Raw genomic sequence first — 22,897 nt, 5'->3', positions numbered from 1 at the left:
GACGATGCTCCCGGCGATTCCGGCCCGCAAGCGCCGCCACGGCGCCGGAAAGGGCAGCCGCTCTTGCCCAAAAGGGCAGCGGGCGCTCTTAGGCGCCGGATTTCCTCGCAGTGGAGAGCATCCCCCAATACGGGCCGAACTCGCTCTCCAGGGTCAGCCTTCCCAGCTTGCGGTACTCGCGCTGCACTGCGGTGACCAGATGTGCCATGGTCAGCACTCCGCCGTCATCTGCTGCCAGGTACGCGCCGGTCACGGCGGCGGACCTGATGGCCCCGCCGGCCAGTTCGAAGGCCTGCCCCAGGAAGGCGAGGTCGATGTCCGCTGCCCGGTCGATCGTCCGTCCAAGGCACCGGTCCCAGAGCACGCTGCGGTGCGCGGCATCAGGCAGCGGAAAGTCCACGACGACGTCCAGCCGGCGGGTGAACGCCTCGTCGATGTTCGCCCTCAGGTTAGTTGCCAGGACGGCGAGCCCGTCGAACGTCTCCATCCGCTGCAGCAGGTAGGCGCTTTCGATGTTGGCGTAGCGGTCATGGGCGTCCTTGACCTCGGATCGGCGCCCAAAGACGGCGTCGGCCTCGTCGAAGAGCAGCACCCCGTTGACCCCCGCCGCCGCCGTGAAGATCCGTTCGAGGTTCTTCTCCGTCTCCCCCACGTATTTGTCGACAACGGTGGCCAGGTCCACGACATACAGGTCCAGTCCCAGCGCCCGGGCGACCACTTCGGCGGACATCGTCTTCCCGGTCCCGGAATCTCCGGCAAACAGGGCCGCCACTCCGTGCCCGCGGCCGGCTCCCGGCCGCATGGCCCAGTCACCGAGGACCTTTTCCCGGTGCTTGGCCCGCAACGCCACCTCCTTCAGGGCCAGCAGCACGGTATCGGGAAGGACCAGGTCATCCCAGCCCACCACCGGCTCCACCCGGCGGGCCAGCCGGTCAAGGGCTGATCCGTTTTCGGCGCGTGCCCCGGCGCTGAGATGCGACGCGGTGATCCGGCCGTCGGCAGTCAGGGCGGCCTGTACCTGAGCGGATCCGGCGGCCCGTGCAACCTGCTCCGGGCGCAAGCGGAACGCCGAGGTTGCTGCTTCCACGTCCACCCCATTGAGAGGGCCAAGCGCGGTCTGCCACAGGTCCGATCTCTCGGCCGACGTGCTGACGGGAACCTCCACCAGCAGCGGCGGACGGCTGGTCCACGCCGGGTCCCACGCAGCGTCCCCGATGAGCAGCACGGGCTGCGGTTCGGCATGCAGGGCCTCCAGCACGGCGGGGCGGTCCGCCACGGCAGCAAGGGGCCCTGCCACCAGTCCGGCGCCCCGGAGCCTGGCTTCCCTTACGGCGAGTTCCGCCAGTTGGAGCGGATCCCGTTCGGCCGCCAGCCGCACCAAGTCCACATACACGCCGTCGCATCCCCTGGCCCGCAGCGCCTCGGCTGCCAGCACACGGCCGGAACCGGTGGCAGGCTCCCGAAGATAGACGAGAAGGACACCGGCTCCTAGTGCCCGGGAAAGCGGTGCAGCGTCACCCCAGCTCACGGCCGGGCGTTCGGTCAGCACGGCTTGGAGAGCAGGTTCTGCGGTGTCATCGCCCAGCAGATGCCCGACGACGCGGTCCGGCACCCGCAGTGCCCGCCCGGGCAGCGGGCGCTCGGCGTCCTCGACGACGAGCAGCCCGCCCGTGATGAGCGGGCCGGACAGCAGCCGGGCCCTGCCGTCTGCTGCGGACAGGGGTGTGCCGCAGAGCGCCAGGGCGACGGCCACGGAGGGACGGCGCCGGGTGACGTCGTCGTTCAGATAGCCGAAGAGCTGCTCGAAGCGCGGGTCCAGGTCGGCGGCGAGCGCGACAAGCAGCAAATCGATGTCCAGGGGCAAGAGCCCGAAGTTGGCGCCGAGCTCCCGGAGCCGCAGCTGGTGCCCTGCTTGTTCGGCGTCGTCCGCCAGTTGTTCGCACAGCAGCTGCCGGGGTGCGAGACCGCCGGGTCCCTCTTCGCGACTGTCTGGCTCGAGGGACGGGTGCACGTCCCCTAGCAGTCGGTCCACGGCCTCATCGCTGAGATAGAGCCCGCGGAAGGGGTCGTCCGGCTGGGGGTCTTCGGCACGGCGGGCCGCCACGAGCAGGCGGATGCGTTCCTCCACCACTCCGACGCGGCCGAGCACGTGGGCGAGGCTGGGGTTCGCAGTCATCTTTGCTCCCACCGACCGATCACCCTGCCGTCCGGCGGGGCCCGCGGACCGCTGCAGGCGGGGCGGTGTGCTGGCGGCGGCCCACGTCGGCGGCGCCACCCGTGAGGTCGGCCATATCCACCTGAGTCCCCTGGGACGCCGGCGGACCGGCCTGGTAGACAATGCCGGTATCGACCGGGGCGATGACCACGATGTCGAGGGACGGCTTGAGCTCTCCCCCCAGGGCGGACCACACATCGGCGAACGCACGGTCCTCCGGCGGGGGAAGCCCTACCGTCACGGGCACCACCAACCCGGTCTCCGCGAGCGGACCGACCACGAGGTCGTCCGGGAGCGCGTCATACTTGAGGAAACAGCGCAGCAGCTGGTCAAGCAGGCGGTGCTCGTCTTCCGGGCGCTGAGTCCACGCCGTGACCAGGTAGGACAACTTGAAATGGCGGGGAGCGGGCCGGCGCGTTCGGACGTAGCCGTCATCTCCTCGTTGCTCGGACAGACCGCGTTCCCTGCGCCGGACGTCCTCACGGATGTCATAGAGGTACAGGTTGACCGTCGGGGCGTTGCGCCGGGCGGCCCAATCCTTGGTGGGCGCGTCGAACACCACGTCCACCTCAGAGCCGCCCAGGGCCTCGTTCCGTACCAAGGTGCGCAAGGCGTCGTCAATCTGCGCGATCACGGCTTAGATCAGTCCCTCCCGCAGCGCGTATGCGACGGCGTGGGACCGGTTGCGCAGCTGGAGACGCGTCGTCACGTCATGAACGACGTTCTTCACCGTCCGCTCCGAGTAGGACAGCTGGTTCGCGATTTCGGACGTGTCCAGCCCATCAGCCAGCAGCCGCAAGACCTCCACTTCCCTGGGTGCCAGGCCGGTAAACATGATTCCGCGCGGCCCCAGAACGTGCCGCTGCAGTTTGCCGACCTGATCCAGGAGACGGCCGAGCAGATCCGGAGGCACGCTGCCTTCACCGGCGGCGGCGGCCGTGATCACCGCCACCAGGCGATCCGGTGTCGCTTCGCTGCGACGGACCAGGCCAACCACCCCCGTTTCAACTGCCTTGACGAGGTCGCCGTCGTCGAGGTGGCCCGCCACAAGCACGGCGCGGGACAAACCGCGCCGCTGCACAACGCGGAGCAGCGTCAGCGCGTCATCGTCTACCGAGTCCGTTACGACGACGACGACCCGCGCCTGCTCGGCGTCGTTTGCCCTGACCACCCGCACCTCGGGGCGCGCCCGCAGCTCGCTGGCCACGCCCGCCTCGGAGATCGGGTCACGCGCGTGGACCCGGACAGTTATTGGTTCCATGAATCCTCCCATCGAGAATGCGGGGCTGACTGGGTGTGGCACGGGTCTGCCGTACTTGCCTGTTCCATCCCGCTGCATCGACCATAGCGGGCGGTGCTCTTCGTGCAGTCAACACAGGCTCAACGGGCAGCGGCCTTGCCCGCAAGTCCGGCCGACAGTGGTGCTGCGCCCACGGGCGTCCCCGTAGCCTCGGAGTACGGATGTGGTCCTTTCGTCGTTGGACGCGGAGCAGGTCCGCAAGGAGGAGCCATGAGCACCACTGCAACATTGGATTCGCCGTTGGTCAGCCTTGAGGCCGGCGCCAAGGCGGCTGTTCCGCTGCACATCCGCAACGACGGCGAGATAGTCGAGGAGTACAGGCTCCAAGTCGTGGGGCCGAGCGGCGCCTGGACGGAAGTGGTACCCGGAATCGTGTCCCTCTACCCGGGCCAGGATGCCACGGCTTCCGTGGAGTTCCGGCCGCCGCGGTCCTCCGAAGTCCCGGCCGGCGAGTTCCCCTACGCGGTTCAGGTGTTGCCGACCGAGCATCCTGAGGATGCCGTTTCGCCGGAGGGCGTTTTCCAGCTCCTTCCCTTCCACGAGACAAGGGCTGAACTGCTGCCCCGGCAGTCCCGCGGGTGTTTCGGCGCCCGGCACCGGGTCGCCGTAGACAACTACGGAAATGTGCCCATCACTGTCACGCTCACCGGTTCCGACCCAGGCGATCTGATGCAGTTTTCCATCCGGGAGCCGGCTCTGACCGTTGCCGCCGGAACTGTCGAATTCGCCCGTGTTCGGGTGCGCGCGCGCAGAACGGTCTGGCGCGGGATGCCTGCCGTGCACCCTTTCACGGTGGCTGCCAAGCCCGCGGACGGCCCCCCGGTCGTGCTGGATGGAATCCACTTGCAGGAACCTGTCCTGCCGCGATGGATCGTCAAGGCCGTGCTCGTCCTTGTGCTTTTCGCTTTGGTCCTGGTGGCCCTGTGGTTTGTGCTCCTCCATCCTCCGGGGGAAACTCGTTCCTCCGGGGTGGACGCCCCCCGAGCGTCAGCCAGTCGCACATCCGCTGCACCGGCTTGGCTATAGGCGCCCCCATGCCCACCGGGCCAGCTCTCCGCGCAGGAGACACGGCACTCTGCCCCTTGTCCGACGGTCCTAAGCCGCATGTCGGCGGACCCGTCACCCCTGCCGCGGCCGTTGTGACCGTTCTCATCGGGGGGATGCCGGCCGCCGTCGCGAACTCAATGCCCGGGGGCATCGTCTGCGTTTCCCCTGCACCGAACGGCATCGCCAGCGGCAGCCTGACCGTGATGATCGGTGGCTTTCCCGCTGCCCGGGTGGGGGACCTGAGCCTGCACGGGACACCCATCGCTCCGGGTCCGGGGTGCCCCACCGTCATTATCGGAGGATGACCGCGGTGGAAGATTCGGCCGGTATGTAGTCGCCGCAACGCCCTGGCGCGACGTCCCTCCCTCGGGTGTCCTGCAAGCCACTCAGCCCGGCTTGGAGGGATCGGACAAGGACGGACACGGCGTTCCAGTCGGGGACTGGGTCACCGTTGGAGTCTCTTCCGGCCTCGCTCCCAGCGTCGGCGTCGTTGTAGGGGAAACGCATGCCTCCGGCTGGAGCCCGGCGGCCGTTATACACGGCGCCGGGCTCCCGCCAGGCTCCGCCGGTGGACACGTCACACACGGCGACGGCGACGGCGTCCCGTTCGGGTCCGGCGGCGGACACGTCACACACGGCGCAGGCGTCCCCTCCGCAACCGGCGGCGGACACGTCACACACGGCGCAGGCGTCCCCTCCTGTCCTGGTGTCGGACAGGTGATACAGGGTGGCACCGGCGTCGTGCCGGATACCGCTGTCGGCGATGTGCACGCCGGGGTTGGCGTCTGGGTAGTCACAGTGGGCGTCGGGCTGGTCGATCCGCTCGATTCAGTGGACGTCGGGCTAGTCGACCCGGTCGACGGCGGACTGGTCGAGCCACCCGACCCGGTCGACGGCGGACTGGTCGAGCCACCCGACCCGGTCGACGGCGGACTGGTCGACCCGCTGGTCGCATTGGCGGATCCGGTAGTAATCGGGGGCGACGATGCAACGGCAGAAAGCGGTTCCGTGGGGGGCCCGCAACCCGCAACGCCAAATTGGAGCAGGACGAGCAACCCGATGCAAGCAGCGTATCCACGACGATTACCCATATTGCGTCCCGCTCCGCTCGTAGTCGGTTCGCCAGCTCAATTCCCTGCGCGGCAGGGCTCTGGCCCACTACGCATCCAGCTTGCGGTTCGCACCCGAAAGGAACACGCCTCGACGGGGCACACTTTCGGGCAGACTTGACGGCCGTAATGTTTGAGACCGCAGACGGCGCGCGAGCCGCTGCCAGGGTTCGGGGTTTGAACCAAGGCTGAAGCAACGGTGCCCACCCGCTGAGGCACCCGGGCCGCCGTCGGGCGTAAGCTCGTGGCATGGCGAGATACTTCGATGTGCACCCCGAGAACCCCCAGTCGCGTTCGATCCTGCAGGCAGTGGAGATCGTGCGATCAGGCGGCCTGATCGCGTATCCCACCGATTCCTGCTACGCCCTCGGCGCGCAGTTGGGCAACCGGGAGGCCCTGGACCGGATCAGGAGCATCCGCCATCTCGACAGCAAACACCACTTCACCCTGGTCTGTAAGGACTTTGCCCAGTTGGGTCAGTTCGTGCAGATCGATAACGATGTGTTCCGCAGCATTAAAGCCGTGACCCCCGGCAGCTATACCTTCATCCTGCCCGCCACCCGGGAGGTCCCCAAGCGGCTCCTGCACCCGAAGAAGAAGACGGTCGGCGTGCGGATCCCGGACAACCATGTGGTCCAGGCACTGCTTGCCGAGCTCGGGGAGCCGCTGTTGTCCAGCACGCTGTTGCTTCCGGACGAGGAGGAACCGCTCACGCAGGGCTGGGAGATCAAGGAGCGCCTGGAGCACGTGGTGGATGCTGTGATCGATTCCGGTGACTGCGGTGCCGAGCCAACAACGGTGATCGACTTCTCAAGCGGCGTCGCGGAGGTCGTCCGGCGGGGCATGGGCGACCCCTCCCGCTTCGAGTAAGAGCAGGTGCCGGCTAGCCGGATTCCGCCGCGCGCACTTGCCGGTTCCGCAGCCAGCGACGCACGAGGTCGATGGCGGCGACCAGCCCGGCGAGGGGCGACAACACCGCTGCCGCGTAGACGAACAGCAGCCAGGTCAGCGTGGTCACCGGTGACTGGCGGGTGCTCAGCAGCGACAGTCCGCCGAAGAGGCCAAGGACCCAGAACAGAATGACCCCTGACAGCACTGCTGCCGCGGGGAAGTACTCGTTCGTGACGACTTTCTTCAAGGTTTCCATGGGCCCTCCTCACACCCTGCGGCGGGACTGTCCGCCAGGGTCCTTCCCAGTATGAGGCCCGGCGTGGCGGATTCTCCGGAGAATCCCGGCCACGTGACGAACCTAACTCCCTGCCCGCTTCCGGGTACCGCGCAGGCGGTCATCTTTGCTATCAGTCCGGCCCGGGCGAAGCTCCGCCGACAACGTTCGACGTGCAGTGCCTTGCCGGCCTACGGCCCCGGAGCGTTAGACGGCCGCCCGGACACGCTGCAGGAAGGAATCGAGCACCCGCCCGGCGTTCTCATGCATGCGCCGCGACTCCGCCGCCGGCAGTTGCCGGCTCTTGGGCCCGTTGAGCCGCTCACCCAGATAAAGCAGCGCCGCCAGCACCTCGGAGAGCTCGGAATTGCTTTCGGCACGCTGCCGCAGGAGCCTCAGATGGGCCTCCTGCAAGGCCGGCCCGGGCGTGCAGCCAAGGTCGCGGTCAAAGAGCCGACGGCAGCGGTCGTAGGCCGCGAGGCCCTCTGCCGGCAGGCCGGCCTGTTCATAGGCTGTCACCAGGACGGTCCACGCCCGTTCGTTGAGGGGCTCAGCCCTGATGGCCGCCTGAACAAGGTTGACGGCGTCATCCGGTTTGTCCAGCAGGGCCGCCGTTTCTGCGGCGAGGATCTGCAGTGCCACCTTGTCGGCTGCATGGCGCGTGCGTGCCTCTTCGGCCCAGTCGGAAGCCAGTTCGAAGCCAAGGAGCGGCTCGGCGGAGATCTCCAGGGCCTCAAGCAGCAGCGGGTACGCCTCAGCGGGAGGCAACTCCCCGGCGTCCCGGACCAGCCCACGGAACCGGAAAAGGTCCAGGTCCACGAGGCTGGGGTCAAGGACGTAGCCGCTGTTGGCGGTGCGCAGCGGGCCGGTCTTGGTCTGGCCCGGCTGGATGGCGCGCCGGATCCCGCTGATATAGCTCTCGAGCGTCGCCACGGATCCATCGCTGGCGCCCGCTCCCCAGAGAAGGTCGATCAGGCGGGTCTTTGACACGGGCGTGCCAAGGTTCAGCAGGAGGATTTCCAGTATGTGCCGGGGCTTGCATCCCCCCATGTCGGCGGCGGTGAGCGCGACGCCGTCCCGGCGAACTTCGAATGATCCGAATAAGCGGACCGAAATGGAGGGGGCAGTTCCCGTTAGGCTTTCCACGATGTTCTCCGATTTCCCCAGGTAAAACGAACTCAATCGTCTGTGAAGAGCCGAATCAACCACGGAACCAGGCCGTACTGAGACTCTGTTCCCTCCGGCTTCCAATGACACCGTGACACGCGGAACTTGGCGCAACAAGGCATGCCGCTACCCGAAATTTCGCCCAGAAAAAGACGCGTACAGGCCTCAGTACCGCCGAGTAAGGCCGCGCAGCGTCGCGCAGGTATTTACGCAGCAAAACAAGTAATTCCGCGCGGCGCCGCGACGGGAATATAGGTAGTTCGCGGGACGCCGAGGATCGGCTCCGGCAGGATAACTCCATCGAGTGGAATCGCTACAGCCCCACTGTCGGGGCTGGATTTCGGCTACTGGTTGTCGGTCATCTCCGCCGGCACCGCCACCAGTCGCAGTTCCGCACCGTCACGGAGCACGGCAAGATCCAGCGGTTCCCCGATCGCTTCCGCAAAGAGCAGTTTCTGCAGGCTCTCGGCATTGGAAACGTACATCTGCCCGACCTTCAGGAGGATGTCGCCGGCCCTCAGCCCGGCGCGTTCAGCGGGCGAACCGGGGAGGACTTCGACCACGAGCAAGCCCTCCCTCCGGCCGGTCCGGACGACGGCCCTGGGCTGAAGCTGGATAGGTGTGTTCACCAGGCCAAGGTAGGCGCGGCGCACACGGCCGTCCTTGAGCAGGGAAGCGATGATCCGCCGGGACGTGGCGTTGATGGGAACGGCCAGGCCGAGCCCCACGCCGGCCACTGCCGTATTGATCCCTACGATCCGCCCGCGGGCGTCCGCCAGCGCACCTCCGGAGCTGCCGGGGTTGAGGGCTGCATCGGTCTGGATGACGTCCTCGATCACCCTTCGGTTCCGTCCGGACCAGACGGGGATGGAACGGCCCAGCCCGCTGACCACTCCGGCCGTGACGGAGCCTGAGAGCCCGAGCGGATTGCCCACGGCGATGACAAGCTGGCCGACCCGGAGCAATTCTGCGTCGCCCAGTTCAGCCGGCGCCGCCGTCGGTGCCCTGCCGTGGACCACGGCAAGATCGGAGAGCGGGTCGGCACCCACCACTTCCACGGCCGTAGTGGTGCCGTCAGCAAAAGCCGCATTGCCGGACTCTGCGCCACCTACCACGTGGGCGTTCGTGAGCAGGTACCCGTCCGTGGTGAAGAGCACGGCCGACCCCGCACCTACCCTGAGCCGGCCGGCACGCCCGCTGCCGGTCATTTCAAGCGCGGCGACGTGCGGAGTTACAGCCGCCGCCACGCGGATGACTGTTGCGGAATAGGAGTCCAGCGGGTCCTCGAACACTTCGGATCCGGATGCCCTGCTGATAGCTTTGGCCACTGTAAACCTCCTGCGAACCAGTTCTCATCCAAGTCAACCACCGCCGCCCCGGCGGTAGTCCTGGAGCGCCTACGCCGTCAGAGAAATACGCCGGATGAAGCGGTTGCGGTGCAACAGTTCAGCCCGGCACGGATCCGCGACTAGGCTCGGACGTAGATCCGCACGACAGCCCAGGAGAACCTTCGTGAAACCAGCGTCCGCTTCCCCCGCTCAGCTGCCCCGGCAGGGTCTGACCTGGGGCATCAAGCGCAGCTTTATGGATTACATCGCGGGGCTCCCGGACGGTGCCGTCTCCGCGGCGGACGGTGCCACGGTTACCGCGTCCGGTGAGTTCTGTTTCTCCCCCGCCGGTTCCGAGTACGATCCCGCCCGCGGCACGGGCGTGCTGCGATTCCGCGGCGACGTTCGCGTCGCAGGCCATCACGGAATGATGTTTGTCCGGCTGCTGGATCCATGGGTCGAGTTCACCGCGGGCCACGGCGTCCTGTCCATCAGCACCGGCGACGACGGCGGGAAGGAACGCACCGACGTCGGAACCCTGCGCACGGCCGCGCCCCGCAACATGGACGGGTTCCTGGTCTGGGAGCACGTCGACGTAGCCGTATCCGAGGCAGGCTCCGAACTGTTCGACGGTCAGTACGCCGCCGGCCAGGCGATGGATCCTCTGGTCATCCGCGTCCCTGCACAAGCCTAAGGGGCTGTGCCGGCGTGGCGGAGCCGAGCCGGGACGCACCCGTGCTGGGCACCGGTCCCTTCGTCTGCAAGGATGTGAACTGTCGTGGCGCCGTCGAGGGCCGAACTTCGTCGAAGGAGACCCCCATGGTTGAACCTGTGCTGATGGATCAGCTGGCCCGCGGACACGTGCTCAGTGCCCTGTCGGATCAGGGAATCGTGCGGGAAGGCCCGGACCGGGCCGCCTTCGAAGAGCGCTTTGACCGGCACTTTCCGTCCTTGTTCCGGCTCTTCCACGATCTGTACGGCACACGGCACGACTGGCTGGACCAGCTCACCGAACTCGTCATGCAGTCTGCCCGGTCCTGGGCCGAGAGGCCGGCCGATCTCAAGGCCCTCGACGCTAAACGGGAACACAACAGCGGATGGTTCCAGGCCAACACCATGCTCGGCGGCGTCTGCTATGTCGACCGGTATGCGCAGGACCTGGCAGGCGTCCGCGCCCGGATCCCCTACTTCAAGGAACTCGGCCTGACCTATCTGCACCTCATGCCGCTCTTCCTGACCCCCGAACCGCATTCCGACGGCGGGTATGCCGTCTCCAGCTACCGGGACGTCAACCCGAAGCTGGGCACCATGCAGCAGCTGCGCGACCTTGCCACCGAGCTGCGGGCGAACGGCATCAGCCTGGTGGTCGATTTCATCTTCAACCACACCTCCGACGAACACGAGTGGGCCCTGAGGGCGGCCGCAGGCGACCCGGCGTTCAGCGACTTCTTCTGGATCTACCCGGACCGGTCGATGCCGGACGCATTCGAGCAAACCGTGCGCGAGATCTTCCCGGACGACCACCCCGGCTCCTTTATCGAATTATCTGACGGCCGCTGGGTCTGGGCCACCTTCCACACGTTCCAGTGGGACCTGAACTATGCCAACCCGGAAGTCTTCCGGGCCATGGCCGGTGAGATGCTGTTCCTGGCCAACCAGGGCATCGACATTCTCCGGATGGATGCCGTCGCCTTCATCTGGAAGCGGCTCGGCACTCCGTGCGAAAACCTCCCGGAAGCCCACACGCTGCTGCAGGCCTTCAATGCCGTGTGCCGGCTGGCCGCGCCCTCGCTGCTGTTCAAGTCCGAGGCGATCGTCCACCCCGATGAGGTGGCCCGCTACATCGACCCCGCCGAGTGCCAGCTGTCCTACAACCCCCTGCAGATGGCACTGATCTGGGAGGCACTGGCAACCCGCGACGTGTCACTGCTCTCGCAGGCCCTGGAGCGGCGGCACACCATCCCGGCCGGCACCTCCTGGGTGAACTATGTCCGCAGCCATGACGATATCGGCTGGACGTTTGCGGATGAGGACGCCGCCGAACTCGGCATCAACGCCTTCGACCACCGCCGCTTCCTCAATGCCTTCTACGTCAGCCGGTTCCCGGGGAGCTTCGCCCGCGGCGTGCCCTTCCAGGACAACCCCCGGACCGGGGACTGCCGGATTTCCGGCACGACGGCATCCCTCTGCGGGCTGGAGGGCGGGACAGCCACGGCGGTGGACCGGATACTACTGGCCCATTCGGTGGCATTCAGCACCGGGGGCATCCCGCTGCTCTACCTCGGCGACGAGGTCGGCCAGCTCAACGACTACCAGTACGCCCTCGAGGAGGGTCACGAAGCGGACAGCCGCTGGGTGCACCGGCCGCATTACCCGGCCGCGGACTACGCGCGACGCAACGACCCGGCCACCCCCGCGGGTGCGGTCTACGCCGGGCTGCGCCGGATGATTTCCGTACGCTCCGCGACCCCGGAACTTGCCGGGACAATTTTGCTCGGATTCGCCACGAACAACCCGGGGGTCCTGGGATACCAGCGTCCGGGGGACGGAACCCTGATTTTGGCGCTGGCCAACTTCAGCGACGAGCCGCAGGAGGTCGCGGCGGTGACGCTGTCCGGCTTCGCGCCCGACGCCGTCGACATCCTGGCCGGCGCCGACGTGCACCTCGACGCCGGAATCGTCCTGGATCCCCTGAAGTTCGTCTGGCTCCGGGTGACGCCGCGCCTGTGAGGCCGGTGGTCGTGCTTCAACGGCCCGGGACGCAAGGGGGCTCAACAGACCGGGACGAGGTGCGCCGGATATCAGCCGCAGCACTGTAGGGAGGCTGCTGTGGGGCCTGTGCAGAGGGACCGTTCGGAGGCGCTGTGCGGAGAAGGTCGTGCCCGGCCGCACGCTGGTTGAGGAGAGCGTGCGGCCGGAAACTGTGGACTAACGGCTGCCGGTGCACCCGGCGGCCCGTATCCGGGTCCTGGTCCAACTTTCCCGCATCCCGCTGAGAAGAGACTGAGAGGCTCCTCTCCCGAAGAGGCCGCCCCCGGGGCGGACCCCCGAGGCGACCATGCTACCCGCGGACCGCCTCCGGCCAGGGGCGGGAGGCCTGCGGGGGCCGGGCGCGGGCCGCGGCGCCGCGGCCGCAGTGGTTGTCCGGAGCCACGCCTTGCCGCATCCTTGGAGCATGGCACTAGGCAAGCGAGCCACATCCGGCAGAAGCGAGCATCGTTGGGGCGTGCGGAAGCGCTCGACGGCGGTGGCCGTCGGAGTCGTGGCCGTTGCGCTGTTGCTCGGCGGCGTGCTCCTGCTCGTACTGCTGCAGACGTCCCTGGCCAGGTCGACTGACACCGCCGCCCGGCAGAAGACCCTGGACGTGATCGCCGAAATGGAGGACCTGGACGTCGCGGACGCCAAGGCGTACATCATCGAAACGGCGCATGCCGGCCAGTTTGTCCAGGTGCTGGACGCCAGCGGGTACGTCCTGGCGGCCTCTGATCCGGAGGTCGCCAACGCCCCGCTCTCAGCCCAGCGGCCTGCACCGGGGCAGACCATGACGCAGGATGTCTCGAGCCTTCCGAGCATCGGTGACGGCGACGACTACCACATCGTCACCGTCGGCGCCCGGACCGGAACGGTCAACTACACCGTGGTTGTGGCCCAGGCGTCGCAGATCCAGGCTGACACCATTTCCACGGTCGCATGGTTCATGCTGGGCGCCATGCCGGCCCTGCTGGTCACCGTGGCAGTGTCCGTGTGGCTGTTGGTGGGGCGTTCCCTCCGCCAGGTGGAGCGGATCCGGGGCCAGGTGGCCCGGATCAACGCCGAGCGGCTGGACGGACGCGTCGATGTGCCGCCCACCAACGATGAAATTCAGGCCCTGGCACTGACCATGAACACGATGCTGGACCGGCTGCAGGCCTCGGACAGTGATCAGCGCAGGTTTGTCTCCGACGCCAGCCACGAGCTGCGCAGCCCGCTGGCCACTCTGAAGGCAGGAATCGAGATCGCCGCCGCTGATCAGACCGGGGCGATGTGGCTCCAAATGAAGGATGTCCTGGCCGAGGAGACGGCCAGGATGAGCTTCCTCGTGGAGGACCTTCTGACGCTCGCGAAGGCAAACGACGGCGGGCTGAAAATAGAGCAGAAGGACGTCGATCTTGACGACGTGCTGGACCAGGAGATCCGTCGGCTGCGGTCCACCAGCCGGAAGCAGATCACCGTGGACCTCGTCCCGGCACGGATCCGCGGTGACTCCCGCCGCCTGGCGCAGGTCCTGCGGAACGTCCTGGACAACGCAGATCGCCACGCCCTGACCCGAATCGCCGTGGACGTCCACACCTCCGGGGACCAGGTCATCATCACGGTCGACAACGACGGCGAGTCCATCCCGGAGGCGGACCGGGACCGGATCTTCGAACGTTTTGTGCGGCTCGACGGAAGCCGCTCGCGTGAAGGTGGCGGCAGCGGACTGGGCCTGGCCATAGCGGCCGGCATCGTGGCCGCCCATCACGGCACCATCCGTGCCACGGACGCGCCGGCAGGGCTCTGCCGTTTTGAGATCGCCTTTCCCAACCCTGAGCCGGCTGAACCGGCGGGCCCGGCGGCCGTCAGTCCCCGGGGACTCCGGCGTCACGGGTCCCAGGCGTCGGGTCGGCGCTGAGCAGATAGCCCATGCCACGCACGGTGGTCAGGGTGTGGAGACCGAAGGGGACGTCGATCTTGCGCCGCAGGTAGCCGATGTAGACCTCCACCACGTTGTCCGCCCCCTCAAAGGCCGGGTCCCAGACGTTTTGCAGGATCTCCGGCTTCGAGACGATCTGGCCGTGCCGTCGCATCAGGTAGTGCAGAAGCCCGTATTCGCGCGCGGTGAGGCTGATAGCGGTTTCTCCGCGCCGGACACTGTGACTCCCGGGGTCCAGTGACAGGGTGCCGAGGGTCATGATGACGGGCCGGGCTGGTGCTCCGCGCCGGATTAGCGCCCTGATCCGGGCCACCAGGACCAGGAAGCTGAAGGGTTTCGTGAGATAGTCATCCGCACCGAGGTCGAACGCATCGGTCTGGTCGTACTCGCCGTCCTTGGCCGTCAGCATCAGCACCGGAGTCCAGACTTTGCGCTGCCGCAGTTCTTTCAGCACGTCATAGCCGTTCATCCGCGGCAACATGAGGTCCAGCAGGATCGCGTCGTAGGCGTTCCCGACCGCCGCCGCGAGTCCGCTGACGCCGTCATGGGCCACGTCAACGACGAATCCCTCGTTCTTCAGTCCGCGGCGGACTGTTTCCGCAAGGGCGTGCTCATCCTCCACCAAAAGAATCCGCAATCCGGGACCCCTCTCTCTAAGAGAAGTATGGCCCCTTCCGGGCCGGCCCGAGGGGAATCCGGCGTGTCCCGGCGCGTGTCTGAGCTTCTCCTGGGTCCGGCTATGCCTGCCGGGCGGGCCCGAAGAGCCAGCCGGAAACGTCGCTGCGCAGGATCATGTAGGGTCCCCCGGTGGAACTGACGCTGCCGTTCGGGACGTAGTATCCGCGACCGGCCCCGGGGCCGCCCGCGGCGCGATCCAGGGCGTCGGTGAGCCGCCGTGTCAGGTGCCCACTGGGCCCCACGGATCGCAATTCATCGAGTTCGTCCGGTGTGAGCCGTCCCAGCACTGCAGCGATATCGGCCATGGTGGTCCTCCGGCGGATGGTGCGGTTGGTGGGGTTGGTGCGGATAGCGGTCAAGACAGATCGTCCCTAAGGACTCAGGCTAGGGCACACACATTAACGCCACATGACGCCCTGGTGACCAGTGGCGAACGGGACGTGAACGGCGGCGCCGCGGGCTGCCGCCCCCGGGTGTCACGAGAGTCACTGCCGCTACGGCCCCGCTCCCCAGCATTTACACGGTGTAATGCTGTACCGTTCAATCCCGGAGATCCGCCAGAGACTCCAGACCAAACACCACAGCAACGGAAATGAGTACCACCAGGTGGCAACCGATTATGACGAAGTACGCTCCGACGTCGCGGAATCACGCAACGCTTCCCTGGAGGCCCTCCGTTCGGCGAACGCGCCCGACGCCCGAAGCGTCGTCCGGGAACTCGACGAGGCTGACACGTCCGAAGGCGTAGAGCTTCCGGGAGCAGACTTGTCCGGAGAGGAACTGACCGTCACGGTCATCCCGCAAAAAGAGGACGAATTCACCTGCTATTCCTGTTTTCTGGTGCGGCACCGGTCCCAGCTCGCCAAGGAGAAGGGCGGCCACGCGTACTGCGCGGACTGCCTCAGCTGACGAACTCCCGCGGGAGGAGTTCAGTCCGGAAGAAGTAGCGCCCGCCTGCCGAATGCACTTCTGTAACATGCTTCACAATAGTGTCCTTAGGACTCCGGACATGACCCGCCGGGGGCGGTTCGGCTACGCTCCTGAATGACGATGCGGCGAGTGCCGGCACGTGGCCGGAGGCAGACCCATGCGTAACTCCAACAGCAAGTTGACGGACCCGGCTGTTGTGACGCCGTCGCACGCTGCCGCCAGCGTCCCGGGACCTTCGGACGATGCGGCGCCGCTGCCGGCTGGGGGGCTGACCGCCCCGCGAACTCGGACCGGAACGCACCCCCGTGCCGGGAGCCTCAAACGCGAGTGGTCCAGGGTCTTCACGCTGATGCTCCTGGCCCTCCTCGCGGGCGTGGCGGCGACTGTCGTTGGTGTCCGTGTTGTCACGGAGCAAATCCAGCACGCCACCGCGCAGCACCGCCTCGAGTCGGAAGCCGTCGCCGAGCTGAGGGCCGGCCTTGATGCCCACGAACAGGCGGCACTGCAACTGCTGTCCGCGGTGCCGGTCGACACATCGGCTTTCTTGCGGCAGCAAAATGGCATTTCCGCCCAGTTCGATACCGCCGCCGGTATCCTGCCGGACGAGCACGGCATGCGGGCCACAGTCGGCGAGGCTCGGGCCGCGTGGCAGGAAGGCCTGTCCGCGCATGGTCTCTGGGGCGAGCAGGCGGCCAGGCTGCAAGGCGATCACGTCGCGGAGACCCCTGCTTTCGCCGCTTCCGGCGCCAAAGCCCGTGCCCTGCTGGCCGAGGTCCGACGCGCCTCCCTCGACGCTCTCGACGACGGCGTCGCCTACGGGGCGCAGCTTCAGCAAATGGTGGTGGCCGGCCGCGCGGCCCTCTTCACGCTGGCCGGGGCGGGCGTGCTCTTTTTCCGCCGCAGGATGACAAAGTACCTCGTGCGCCCCGTCGAGGAGCTATACCGGGGAGTCCTGAAGCTGCAGTCCGGCGATTACAGCCACAGGATCAACGTTGTCCGCAATGACGAACTGGGTCAGTTGGCCGGGGCATTCAATTCCATGGCAGCCACAGTGCACGACAGCCACCTGGAACTGACTTTCCGGGCCACCCACGATCCCCTCACCGGTCTGGCCAACCGGGCAGTCCTCACCGAACGCCTCGCGGCCGCGTTCGGTTCGGGAGCCGACGGGGCGGCCACCGAAGGAGCCGACACCAGCCGGCCCGGCAACGGAAGCAGGGACCATCGCGCGGGCCTGTTGATCATCGACGTCGACGATTTCAAGGACGTCAACGACTCGCTGGGCCATGAAGGCGGCGATGCGCTGCTCATACAACTCGCTCAGCGCCTACGGCGCTGCGTGCGCGCCCACGACCTCGTCGCCCGGCTTGGCGGGGATGAATTCGCGATCGTCGTGGTGGACGATCGCGGCACGGCCACGGGCGACGTCGCCGGCCGCGTCCAGGACGCACTGCGTGATCCGTTCTCCATCGGTGACGTCCGGCTGAAGGTGACTGTCAGCATGGGCGCCGCCCAGCGCGGCGCCGAAACGGCGGATCCGGCCGAGCTGATGCGCCAGGCAGACTTCGCCATGTACATGGCCAAGCACGGCGGCAAGGGGCGTTACCAGCTCTTCGATGCGCGGGGCTATGACGAAATGACGTACCGGGCCGCCCTCCGGGCCGACCTCGCCACGGCCGTGCAGGCCGGACAGTTGCGCCTCGACTACCAGCCGGTGGTTGACCTGGGGACCGGCGGGATTGTCGGCGTGGAGGCCCTCGTGCGCTGGGAACACCCGACGCTCGGCCGGCTGGGACCCGCAGACTTCATTCCCCTGGCCGAGGAAACCGGTGAGATCGGCTCCATCGGCTGCTGGGTGCTCGACACCGCAAGCCGTCATGTCGCCGGCTGGCGGCGCTCCCCTGGCACGGCCGCTGACATCTGGGTTTCGGTCAATCTCTCCACCCTTCAGTTATCCAGCGACCGGAACCTCGCCGCCCTCGAACGCATCCTGGCCAACCCCGCGGCCCAGGCTGACAAGGTGATCCTCGAGGTCACGGAATCTGCCCTGGCCACGAGTTCCGACGGCGGGGTCGGCGCACTCAACCGGCTAAAGAGCTTCGGCGTCCGCATCGCTATCGACGACTTCGGGACCGGGTTCTCGTCGCTCAGCACTCTCGCGGTGCTGCCGGCGGACATCCTCAAGATTGACCGGGCGTTCCTGGCCGGGCTGCCGCAGGACGCTCCGGCTGCGGCGATGCTCGAAGGCATCCTGGAGGTGGCCCGGAAGCTGAATCTGGCCGTCATCGCCGAAGGCATCGAGGACACCGGGCAGCTGGAGCTCCTGCGTTCCCTGGGCTGCGACATGGGGCAGGGCTTCCTCCTGGCCGGGCCCAGCCCGTCCCCGGTTCTTGAAGCGCTGCTGGCCTCCGGGGCGGCTCTCCATCCACCGGCCGGAATAGGTGCACCGGCGGACCGCGCCTAGGCACCATCTTCCTCAGCTTCCTCACACACCCGGGAAGACCAGCGATGGTTCGTCTGCGGTGGCGAGTGTCAGGACGGCCTCTTCGACTGTTTCGTGGTCTTCGAGTTCGTGCTCGACGCGGCGCAGGGCCACGGCGACATCATGTTCGGGGTGGTCCCCCAGCATGTCCACTGCCGCCACGACGTAGAGCTTGCGCGGGCCTACGAACTCCAGATGCAGGTAAGTGATGCGCTCGATCTCCGGGTGCCCGAGGAGGCGCCTCGCCATGCTTTCTTCGATATCGCTCGTCACTGCCTGCCCGACCAGGAAGCGCCGGTTCCGTTCGATCAGCACGAAGGCGACAGCCGCGAGCAGGATGCCCACAAGAATGGAACCCACGGCGTCCGGCACGGAGGACCCCGTGAGCTGATGAAGGGACATACCGGCAAACGCGATGACCAGGCCGATCAGCGCGGCCGCATCTTCGGCAAAGACCGCACGCAGTGTGGGGTCGGAGCTCTTGAGGACCTGCTCCAGCGTGTTCCTGTCCAGCGCACGAGCAGCTTTGCGGCTCTGCCGGAAGGCCTGCGTGAACGATACGCCTTCGAGGACGAAGGCAACCGCCAGGACGACGTAGGCGATTGCGTAGTCACCCGCCGGCTCAGGCGTGATGAGCTGTTGGATGCCGTGCATCACCGACACCACTGCACCGGCCGTGAACAGGCCGAAGGCGGCGAACATGGACCACACGTAGGCCTCACGTCCGTAGCCCATGGGATGCGTCTTGTCCCGTTTCCTGGCCGCCTTGCGTTCGGCAACAAGCAGGAATATCTGGTTGCCGGTGTCGGCCCAGGAATGCGCGGCCTCGGCAGTCATGGAAGCCGAGCCGGAGATGAGAGCGGCAACGGTTTTGGCGGCAGCGACGAGTACGTTGGCTGCGAAGGCGATGAGCACCGTGAGCGATACGGGCCCGGACTTTTCACGATTCACGCAATATTCCTTCCTGGAGCCGCTGAAATGCGTGCCAGTGACTACGCTATCCCCCCGGCCCGGCCCCCGGACATCGCGCCGCGGAGCGGCCCTTGGGGCAGGCGGCACTTGGGGACGCACCCCGGAGACAGGTCCCGCTCCCGGCCGGACCAATTTGTACGGATCCATTTGTGCAGTTCCATCCGTACGGTTCGGCTCCTGCCCTCCTGCCGGTGTAATTCGTGCCGGTTTCATTCGTGCAGTTCCACTGGTGCCGGTTCAATTGTCACCGGGCAGGCGCACAATGAAATGAGCACGTTCCATTGCAAGTTGTCCCATAATCGGTTCGGGGTGGTGCGCCATGAATGCTGGCCGGAAGCTGTCGTCGCTGGGGATGGCTTTGATCTTGTTGGGGACCGCCGGGTGCGCGGGCGGAAGCGGCATGCCGGCGTCGGCGTCCGCGTCCAGTCCCGGTTCCGGTTCCGGTTCCGGGGCCAGTCCGGCGGCGGGCACGGCCGCCGGGACCATCACGATCAAGGACTTCGGCTACGGCGACCCGCTGACCGTGGCGCCCGGCGCGACGGTCAGCATCACCAACATGGATACGGCTGCGCATACCGTCACCGCCGACGAGGGCTCGGCGTTCGACACGGAGGTCAAGGGCGGCGGAGGCACCGCCACGTTCACCGCCCCCACAAAGCCCGGTTCCTACCCCTTCCACTGCACCTTTCACCCGGGGATGCACGGGGTGTTGATCGTCAAATGAACGATCGTTAAATGAGCGCCCAAAGCCACCCCGCACGGTCCGTAGGGGCCCACGGAACCGGCATGACCCTGCGCATCCTCACAGCCGGTGCCTTGTTCATCGACGCCGGCATCCACCTCCACCTGGCCCCCGGCTACCAGGCGGGGAACTCCGCCGGGATCGGCCAGGGCAACCTGTTCCTGCTCGAATCGGCCGCGGCTGTGTTCGCCGGGTTGTACGTGCTGCTGCGCGGCAGCAGAGCCGCCTACGCCGTCGCGTTCGTGGTCGCGTTGAGTGCCTTTGTCGCCGTGGTCCTGTACCGCTATGTGGATGTTCCGGCGTTCGGGCCTTTTCCGGCCATGTACGACCCCGTCTGGTTCTTCGAGAAATCCGTCAGCGCGGTGGCCGAAGGTGCCGGAGCAGTTCTGGCGGCCGTCGGCTTCGCGCGGGCCGGACGGCGGACGCCCCGGCCGCGCACCCACTCCCCGAGTTGAGCGCACCGTGTTGAGCGCACCGAGTTGAGCGCACTGGCGTGAGAGTACCGGCGTAAACGCCCGGAAGGGGGCACCGGTGCCGCTGCCGGCGGGGCGCCGGAGAGGCGTCCGGAAAGCCGCCCCCGTAATTGCTAGCATGTTGGCGGGGTGGTTCAGGCTGAAGTCGTTTGCAGAGGGCACGAAACTGACGGGCAACACGTCCGGAGGCTCTGCGCGCAAAGCGCAGGGCCAACCGGCATGAGGGCAACAGTCGAAGGCGCACGCCGTGCCGTGGCCGATGCCGGAGTTGCCGTCACCGCCTATCTGCTGGCTTGGGGCTGGCTCGGCGCAGCAGTCCTAGCCGATCCCGGGCTCTGGGCTCTGGCCTTTGGGGCCGGCGCCGCCGTGATCATGCGCGCGGCAGGCTCCGTTCTACGGCGCAATCCCCGGTTTTCGACGCCCGCGGACCGAGTCACTCTGGGCAGGGCCGTCGTCGTGGCCTGCTGCGCTGCCCTGACCGCAGGCGCCTCGTTCGCCGGAGCCCGGGTAAGCGCCATGGTAGTTCTCTTGGGTACCGCGGCGTTCCTGCTCGATGCCGTGGACGGATGGGTGGCCAGGCTGACGGGATGGGCAACAGCCGAGGGGTCGCGGCTGGATTCGGATACGGATGCCGCGCTGGTCCTGGTGCTGTCCTGCGCGGCGGCGGGGGTCTTCGGCCCTTGGCCCCTGGGCATCGGCCTCATGTACTACGCGTTCCTCGCGGCAGCATGGTTCCGGCCGTCGCTGAAGAAACCGCTGCCGTCCAGCCCTCTGCGCAAGCTGATTGGAGCCATCCAGCCTGCGGCCCTGCTGTTCGCCCTGTTGCCCGGCGTCCCTGCCGGGCCAGGTGCCGTGGTGCTCGGCCTGGCGCTGGGGCTGCTGGTCTATTCGTTCGGCAGGGACGTCGTCGAGTTGGAACGGCTCCGTGGCCCGGTCCAAACGGCGGAGGCCGGCGAGGAATCGGCGGCGTTCCGGAGCTCAGCCGGGCAGGGGCCCAGCCGGACGGGAGGGTAAAGGCCTCGGCCCCAGGTCCTCTGCCGCCGGGCCCTGGATGACAGCGCCGTCCGCGGCAAACCGGGAGCCATGGCAGGGGCAGTCCCACGTCACGTCGTCCGCATTGAACTCGACCGTGCAGCCCAGATGCGTACAGATGGCCGAAACGGCGTGGAGGTCGCCGGCGTCGTCGGCATACACGGCGGTCTTGTGGCCGCCGATCTCCACGACAGTGCCTTCGCCCGGACGCAGGCCAGCAAGGGCTGTTTGTTCTGTCTGTGCTGGTTGTTCCGGTTGTTCGCTTGTTTCTGCTGGTACCGTTTCGGGTTGTGCTGCTTCTGCTGGTTCCAACCGCTGTCCCTCCCGGCCGGCCCGGCCTGCCGGAGAAATCCGGCTGGTGTCGAAAACGGCGGCCCAGGGGTTGTGCCGCCCGGACAAGGTGTCGGCCAGAATCAGCGCCCCGGCGGTGCCGTTCGTCAACCCCCATTTCCGCAGGCCGGTGATCACATGGACGTGGGCCGCAGTAGGGGACAACGTTCCCACGTAGGGCAGACCGTCGAGGGGCATCACGTCCTGCGTGGACCAGCGGAAGCTGGTCACCCCGGCGCCGAGGCGTTCGCGGGCGAATGCCTCGAGCCGGCGGTACCGGAGGGCGGCGTCGCCGGTCTCGGTGGCCCGGTGGCCCTCACCGCCGGTGAGGACATACCTGGAACCGTCGACGTCGATCGCCAGGATGGAGCGCATCGGTTCGTCGACGCTGATGAAGGTCCCGTCCAGGCGCGCCGATGGGGCCTGGCTGGCGACGATGTAGGAACGGTGCAGGTAGCACCGCTCGGCAAACAGTCCGGGGTCGCCGATGGGGAAATTGGCGGCCACGATCACCTCGCGCGCCCGAACGGTCCCGCCCCCGGTCTCGACGACGGCGGGGGCACCATCGCGGACAGCGGTGACACGCGTGTCCTCGAACACGTGGCATCCGCTCCCGTCCACGGCGCGGGCGAGGCCCTGGAGGTATTTCACGGCGTGAAACTGCGCCTGGTGGTCGAAGCGGAGCGCGCCGCGGACGGCGAACGGCAGCGGCACGTCGGAGGTGAAGGTTGAAGGCAGGCCGAGCCGTCCGGCCAGGGCGGCCTCGTCGCGGATCCGGGCGAGGGCATCGTCGGATTCCGCGTACGTGTAGTTGGACACCCTGCGGAAGTCACAGTCAATGCCTTCCTCCGCGACGACGCGCGCAATGTGCTCGACGGCGGCCTGGTTGGCCTGCCCGTAGCTGCCCGCGACCTTCGGCCCGTGCCGGTCCGCGAGTTCGGTGTAGACGAGCCGGTGCAGGGAGGTGATTTTTCCGGTGGTGTGCCCTGTGACGCCGGTGCCGATGCGCGCGGCCTCGAGTACGGCGACCTTGTGCCCGGCACATTTGAGGGCCAGCGCCGCGGTCAGGCCGGCGATTCCTCCCCCAATTACGGCGACGTCGACGTCCAGATCCGTCTCCAAAGCGGGATAGGTAGTAACTCCGGCGGTCGCGACCCACAGGGAAACTTGTCTTCCTTCAAGCCGTCCGGTCATGGTGCGGCACTCCGGCGTGCATGTCTTCCCTGTCCCGGCATCCGAACGGCTCCCCCTGCCG

At 67.4% G+C, this 22,897-nt stretch carries 22 protein-coding genes; 11 read left to right on the top strand and 11 right to left on the bottom strand.

What is annotated here, in order from left to right:
- Window positions 1–88: 88 nt before the first annotated feature.
- Genes LDO15_RS10605 through LDO15_RS10595 form a run of 3 tightly spaced genes read right to left on the bottom strand, consistent with a single transcriptional unit; the run spans window position 89 to window position 3,476 of the window.
- Window positions 89–2,176 carry an ATP-binding protein gene (locus LDO15_RS10605; protein ID WP_223986851.1) on the bottom strand — a complete coding sequence of 696 codons (2,088 nt, stop codon included), beginning with the start codon at window positions 2,174–2,176 and terminating at the stop codon, window positions 89–91.
- A 19-nt stretch (window positions 2,177–2,195) separates the two neighbouring features.
- Entirely contained in the window at window positions 2,196–2,849 is a 654-nt protein-coding gene (locus LDO15_RS10600; protein ID WP_223986849.1) for a DUF4255 domain-containing protein, read from the bottom strand.
- Window positions 2,850–2,852: 3 nt separating this feature from the next.
- A complete protein-coding gene (locus LDO15_RS10595) occupies window positions 2,853–3,476 on the bottom strand; it encodes a response regulator transcription factor (RefSeq protein ID WP_223986848.1) in 624 nt (207 codons plus the stop codon).
- Window positions 3,477–3,725: 249 nt separating this feature from the next.
- On the opposite strand from LDO15_RS10595, the gene LDO15_RS10590 reads away from it, so the two are divergent.
- Both LDO15_RS10590 and LDO15_RS10585 read left to right on the top strand, forming a co-directional pair.
- Window positions 3,726–4,541 (top strand): hypothetical protein, encoded by an 816-nt coding sequence (locus LDO15_RS10590; protein WP_223986846.1) that lies wholly within the window; start codon window positions 3,726–3,728, stop codon window positions 4,539–4,541.
- A gap of 8 nt (window positions 4,542–4,549) precedes the next feature.
- The gene (locus LDO15_RS10585) at window positions 4,550–4,867 is read left to right on the top strand and encodes a PAAR domain-containing protein (RefSeq protein WP_223986845.1); all 318 of its coding nucleotides are present in this window, start codon (window positions 4,550–4,552) and stop codon (window positions 4,865–4,867) included.
- A 538-nt stretch (window positions 4,868–5,405) separates the two neighbouring features.
- Here the strand turns inward: LDO15_RS10585 and LDO15_RS10580 are convergent.
- Complete coding sequence (locus tag LDO15_RS10580; RefSeq protein ID WP_223986843.1) at window positions 5,406–5,585, bottom strand: hypothetical protein; 180 nt, start codon at window positions 5,583–5,585, stop codon at window positions 5,406–5,408.
- Window positions 5,586–5,920: 335 nt separating this feature from the next.
- Between LDO15_RS10580 and LDO15_RS10575 the strand changes: the two genes are divergently transcribed.
- Window positions 5,921–6,541 carry an L-threonylcarbamoyladenylate synthase gene (locus LDO15_RS10575; RefSeq protein ID WP_223986840.1) on the top strand — a complete coding sequence of 207 codons (621 nt, stop codon included), beginning with the start codon at window positions 5,921–5,923 and terminating at the stop codon, window positions 6,539–6,541.
- 13 nt (window positions 6,542–6,554) lie between these two features.
- Here LDO15_RS10575 and LDO15_RS10570 read toward each other — a convergent pair whose 3' ends face one another.
- From LDO15_RS10570 to LDO15_RS10560, 3 genes are all read right to left on the bottom strand, one after another.
- Window positions 6,555–6,818, bottom strand: a complete 264-nt coding sequence (locus LDO15_RS10570; protein ID WP_223986836.1) for a hypothetical protein — start codon at window positions 6,816–6,818, stop codon at window positions 6,555–6,557.
- A 225-nt stretch (window positions 6,819–7,043) separates the two neighbouring features.
- The gene (locus LDO15_RS10565; protein ID WP_223986833.1) at window positions 7,044–7,886 is read right to left on the bottom strand and encodes a BTAD domain-containing putative transcriptional regulator; all 843 of its coding nucleotides are present in this window, start codon (window positions 7,884–7,886) and stop codon (window positions 7,044–7,046) included.
- A 461-nt stretch (window positions 7,887–8,347) separates the two neighbouring features.
- On the bottom strand, window positions 8,348–9,331 hold the full coding sequence (locus LDO15_RS10560) for a trypsin-like peptidase domain-containing protein (protein WP_223986830.1): 984 nt from the start codon (window positions 9,329–9,331) through the stop codon (window positions 8,348–8,350).
- A gap of 184 nt (window positions 9,332–9,515) precedes the next feature.
- On the opposite strand from LDO15_RS10560, the gene LDO15_RS10555 reads away from it, so the two are divergent.
- The 3 genes from LDO15_RS10555 to LDO15_RS10545 all read left to right on the top strand — a co-directional run bounded on the left by LDO15_RS10555 (window position 9,516) and on the right by LDO15_RS10545 (window position 13,982).
- Window positions 9,516–10,025, top strand: a complete 510-nt coding sequence (locus LDO15_RS10555) for an HtaA domain-containing protein (RefSeq protein WP_223986828.1) — start codon at window positions 9,516–9,518, stop codon at window positions 10,023–10,025.
- A gap of 125 nt (window positions 10,026–10,150) precedes the next feature.
- A complete protein-coding gene (locus LDO15_RS10550; RefSeq protein ID WP_223986826.1) occupies window positions 10,151–12,061 on the top strand; it encodes an alpha-amylase family protein in 1,911 nt (636 codons plus the stop codon).
- Between the two features lie 496 nt (window positions 12,062–12,557).
- Window positions 12,558–13,982 carry a HAMP domain-containing sensor histidine kinase gene (locus LDO15_RS10545; RefSeq protein ID WP_223986825.1) on the top strand — a complete coding sequence of 475 codons (1,425 nt, stop codon included), beginning with the start codon at window positions 12,558–12,560 and terminating at the stop codon, window positions 13,980–13,982.
- On the opposite strand, the gene LDO15_RS10540 is transcribed toward LDO15_RS10545, so the two are convergent.
- A complete protein-coding gene (locus tag LDO15_RS10540) occupies window positions 13,930–14,640 on the bottom strand; it encodes a response regulator transcription factor (RefSeq protein WP_223986823.1) in 711 nt (236 codons plus the stop codon). The two genes, LDO15_RS10545 and LDO15_RS10540, sit on opposite strands and share 53 nt — an antisense overlap.
- Window positions 14,641–14,740: 100 nt before the next feature.
- Window positions 14,741–15,040 (bottom strand): hypothetical protein, encoded by a 300-nt coding sequence (locus tag LDO15_RS10535; protein ID WP_223986822.1) that lies wholly within the window; start codon window positions 15,038–15,040, stop codon window positions 14,741–14,743.
- A gap of 247 nt (window positions 15,041–15,287) precedes the next feature.
- Between LDO15_RS10535 and LDO15_RS10530 the strand changes: the two genes are divergently transcribed.
- Both LDO15_RS10530 and LDO15_RS10525 read left to right on the top strand, forming a co-directional pair.
- Window positions 15,288–15,590 (top strand): DUF4193 domain-containing protein, encoded by a 303-nt coding sequence (locus tag LDO15_RS10530; RefSeq protein WP_223987258.1) that lies wholly within the window; start codon window positions 15,288–15,290, stop codon window positions 15,588–15,590.
- A gap of 178 nt (window positions 15,591–15,768) precedes the next feature.
- Window positions 15,769–18,075, top strand: a complete 2,307-nt coding sequence (locus tag LDO15_RS10525) for an EAL domain-containing protein (RefSeq protein WP_223986820.1) — start codon at window positions 15,769–15,771, stop codon at window positions 18,073–18,075.
- A 21-nt stretch (window positions 18,076–18,096) separates the two neighbouring features.
- Here LDO15_RS10525 and LDO15_RS10520 read toward each other — a convergent pair whose 3' ends face one another.
- Complete coding sequence (locus LDO15_RS10520) at window positions 18,097–19,044, bottom strand: cation diffusion facilitator family transporter (RefSeq protein ID WP_223986817.1); 948 nt, start codon at window positions 19,042–19,044, stop codon at window positions 18,097–18,099.
- A gap of 421 nt (window positions 19,045–19,465) precedes the next feature.
- Between LDO15_RS10520 and LDO15_RS10515 the strand changes: the two genes are divergently transcribed.
- The 3 genes from LDO15_RS10515 to LDO15_RS10505 all read left to right on the top strand — a co-directional run bounded on the left by LDO15_RS10515 (window position 19,466) and on the right by LDO15_RS10505 (window position 21,294).
- On the top strand, window positions 19,466–19,789 hold the full coding sequence (locus LDO15_RS10515; protein ID WP_223986814.1) for a cupredoxin domain-containing protein: 324 nt from the start codon (window positions 19,466–19,468) through the stop codon (window positions 19,787–19,789).
- 11 nt (window positions 19,790–19,800) lie between these two features.
- Window positions 19,801–20,262: a hypothetical protein gene (locus LDO15_RS10510; RefSeq protein ID WP_223986811.1), complete on the top strand. Its 462-nt coding sequence runs from the start codon at window positions 19,801–19,803 to the stop codon at window positions 20,260–20,262.
- Window positions 20,263–20,499: 237 nt separating this feature from the next.
- Window positions 20,500–21,294 carry a CDP-alcohol phosphatidyltransferase family protein gene (locus LDO15_RS10505; RefSeq protein WP_223986808.1) on the top strand — a complete coding sequence of 265 codons (795 nt, stop codon included), beginning with the start codon at window positions 20,500–20,502 and terminating at the stop codon, window positions 21,292–21,294.
- Here the strand turns inward: LDO15_RS10505 and LDO15_RS10500 are convergent.
- Window positions 21,259–22,764 (bottom strand): FAD-dependent oxidoreductase, encoded by a 1,506-nt coding sequence (locus tag LDO15_RS10500; RefSeq protein ID WP_223986805.1) that lies wholly within the window; start codon window positions 22,762–22,764, stop codon window positions 21,259–21,261. The two genes, LDO15_RS10505 and LDO15_RS10500, sit on opposite strands and share 36 nt — an antisense overlap.
- Window positions 22,765–22,897: the final 133 nt, after the last annotated feature.

Origin of the sequence: Arthrobacter sp. NicSoilB8 (assembly GCF_019977355.1) — a bacterium.
GTDB lineage: Bacteria > Actinomycetota > Actinomycetes > Actinomycetales > Micrococcaceae > Arthrobacter.
This window is presented reverse-complemented; position numbering and strand designations above follow the sequence as displayed.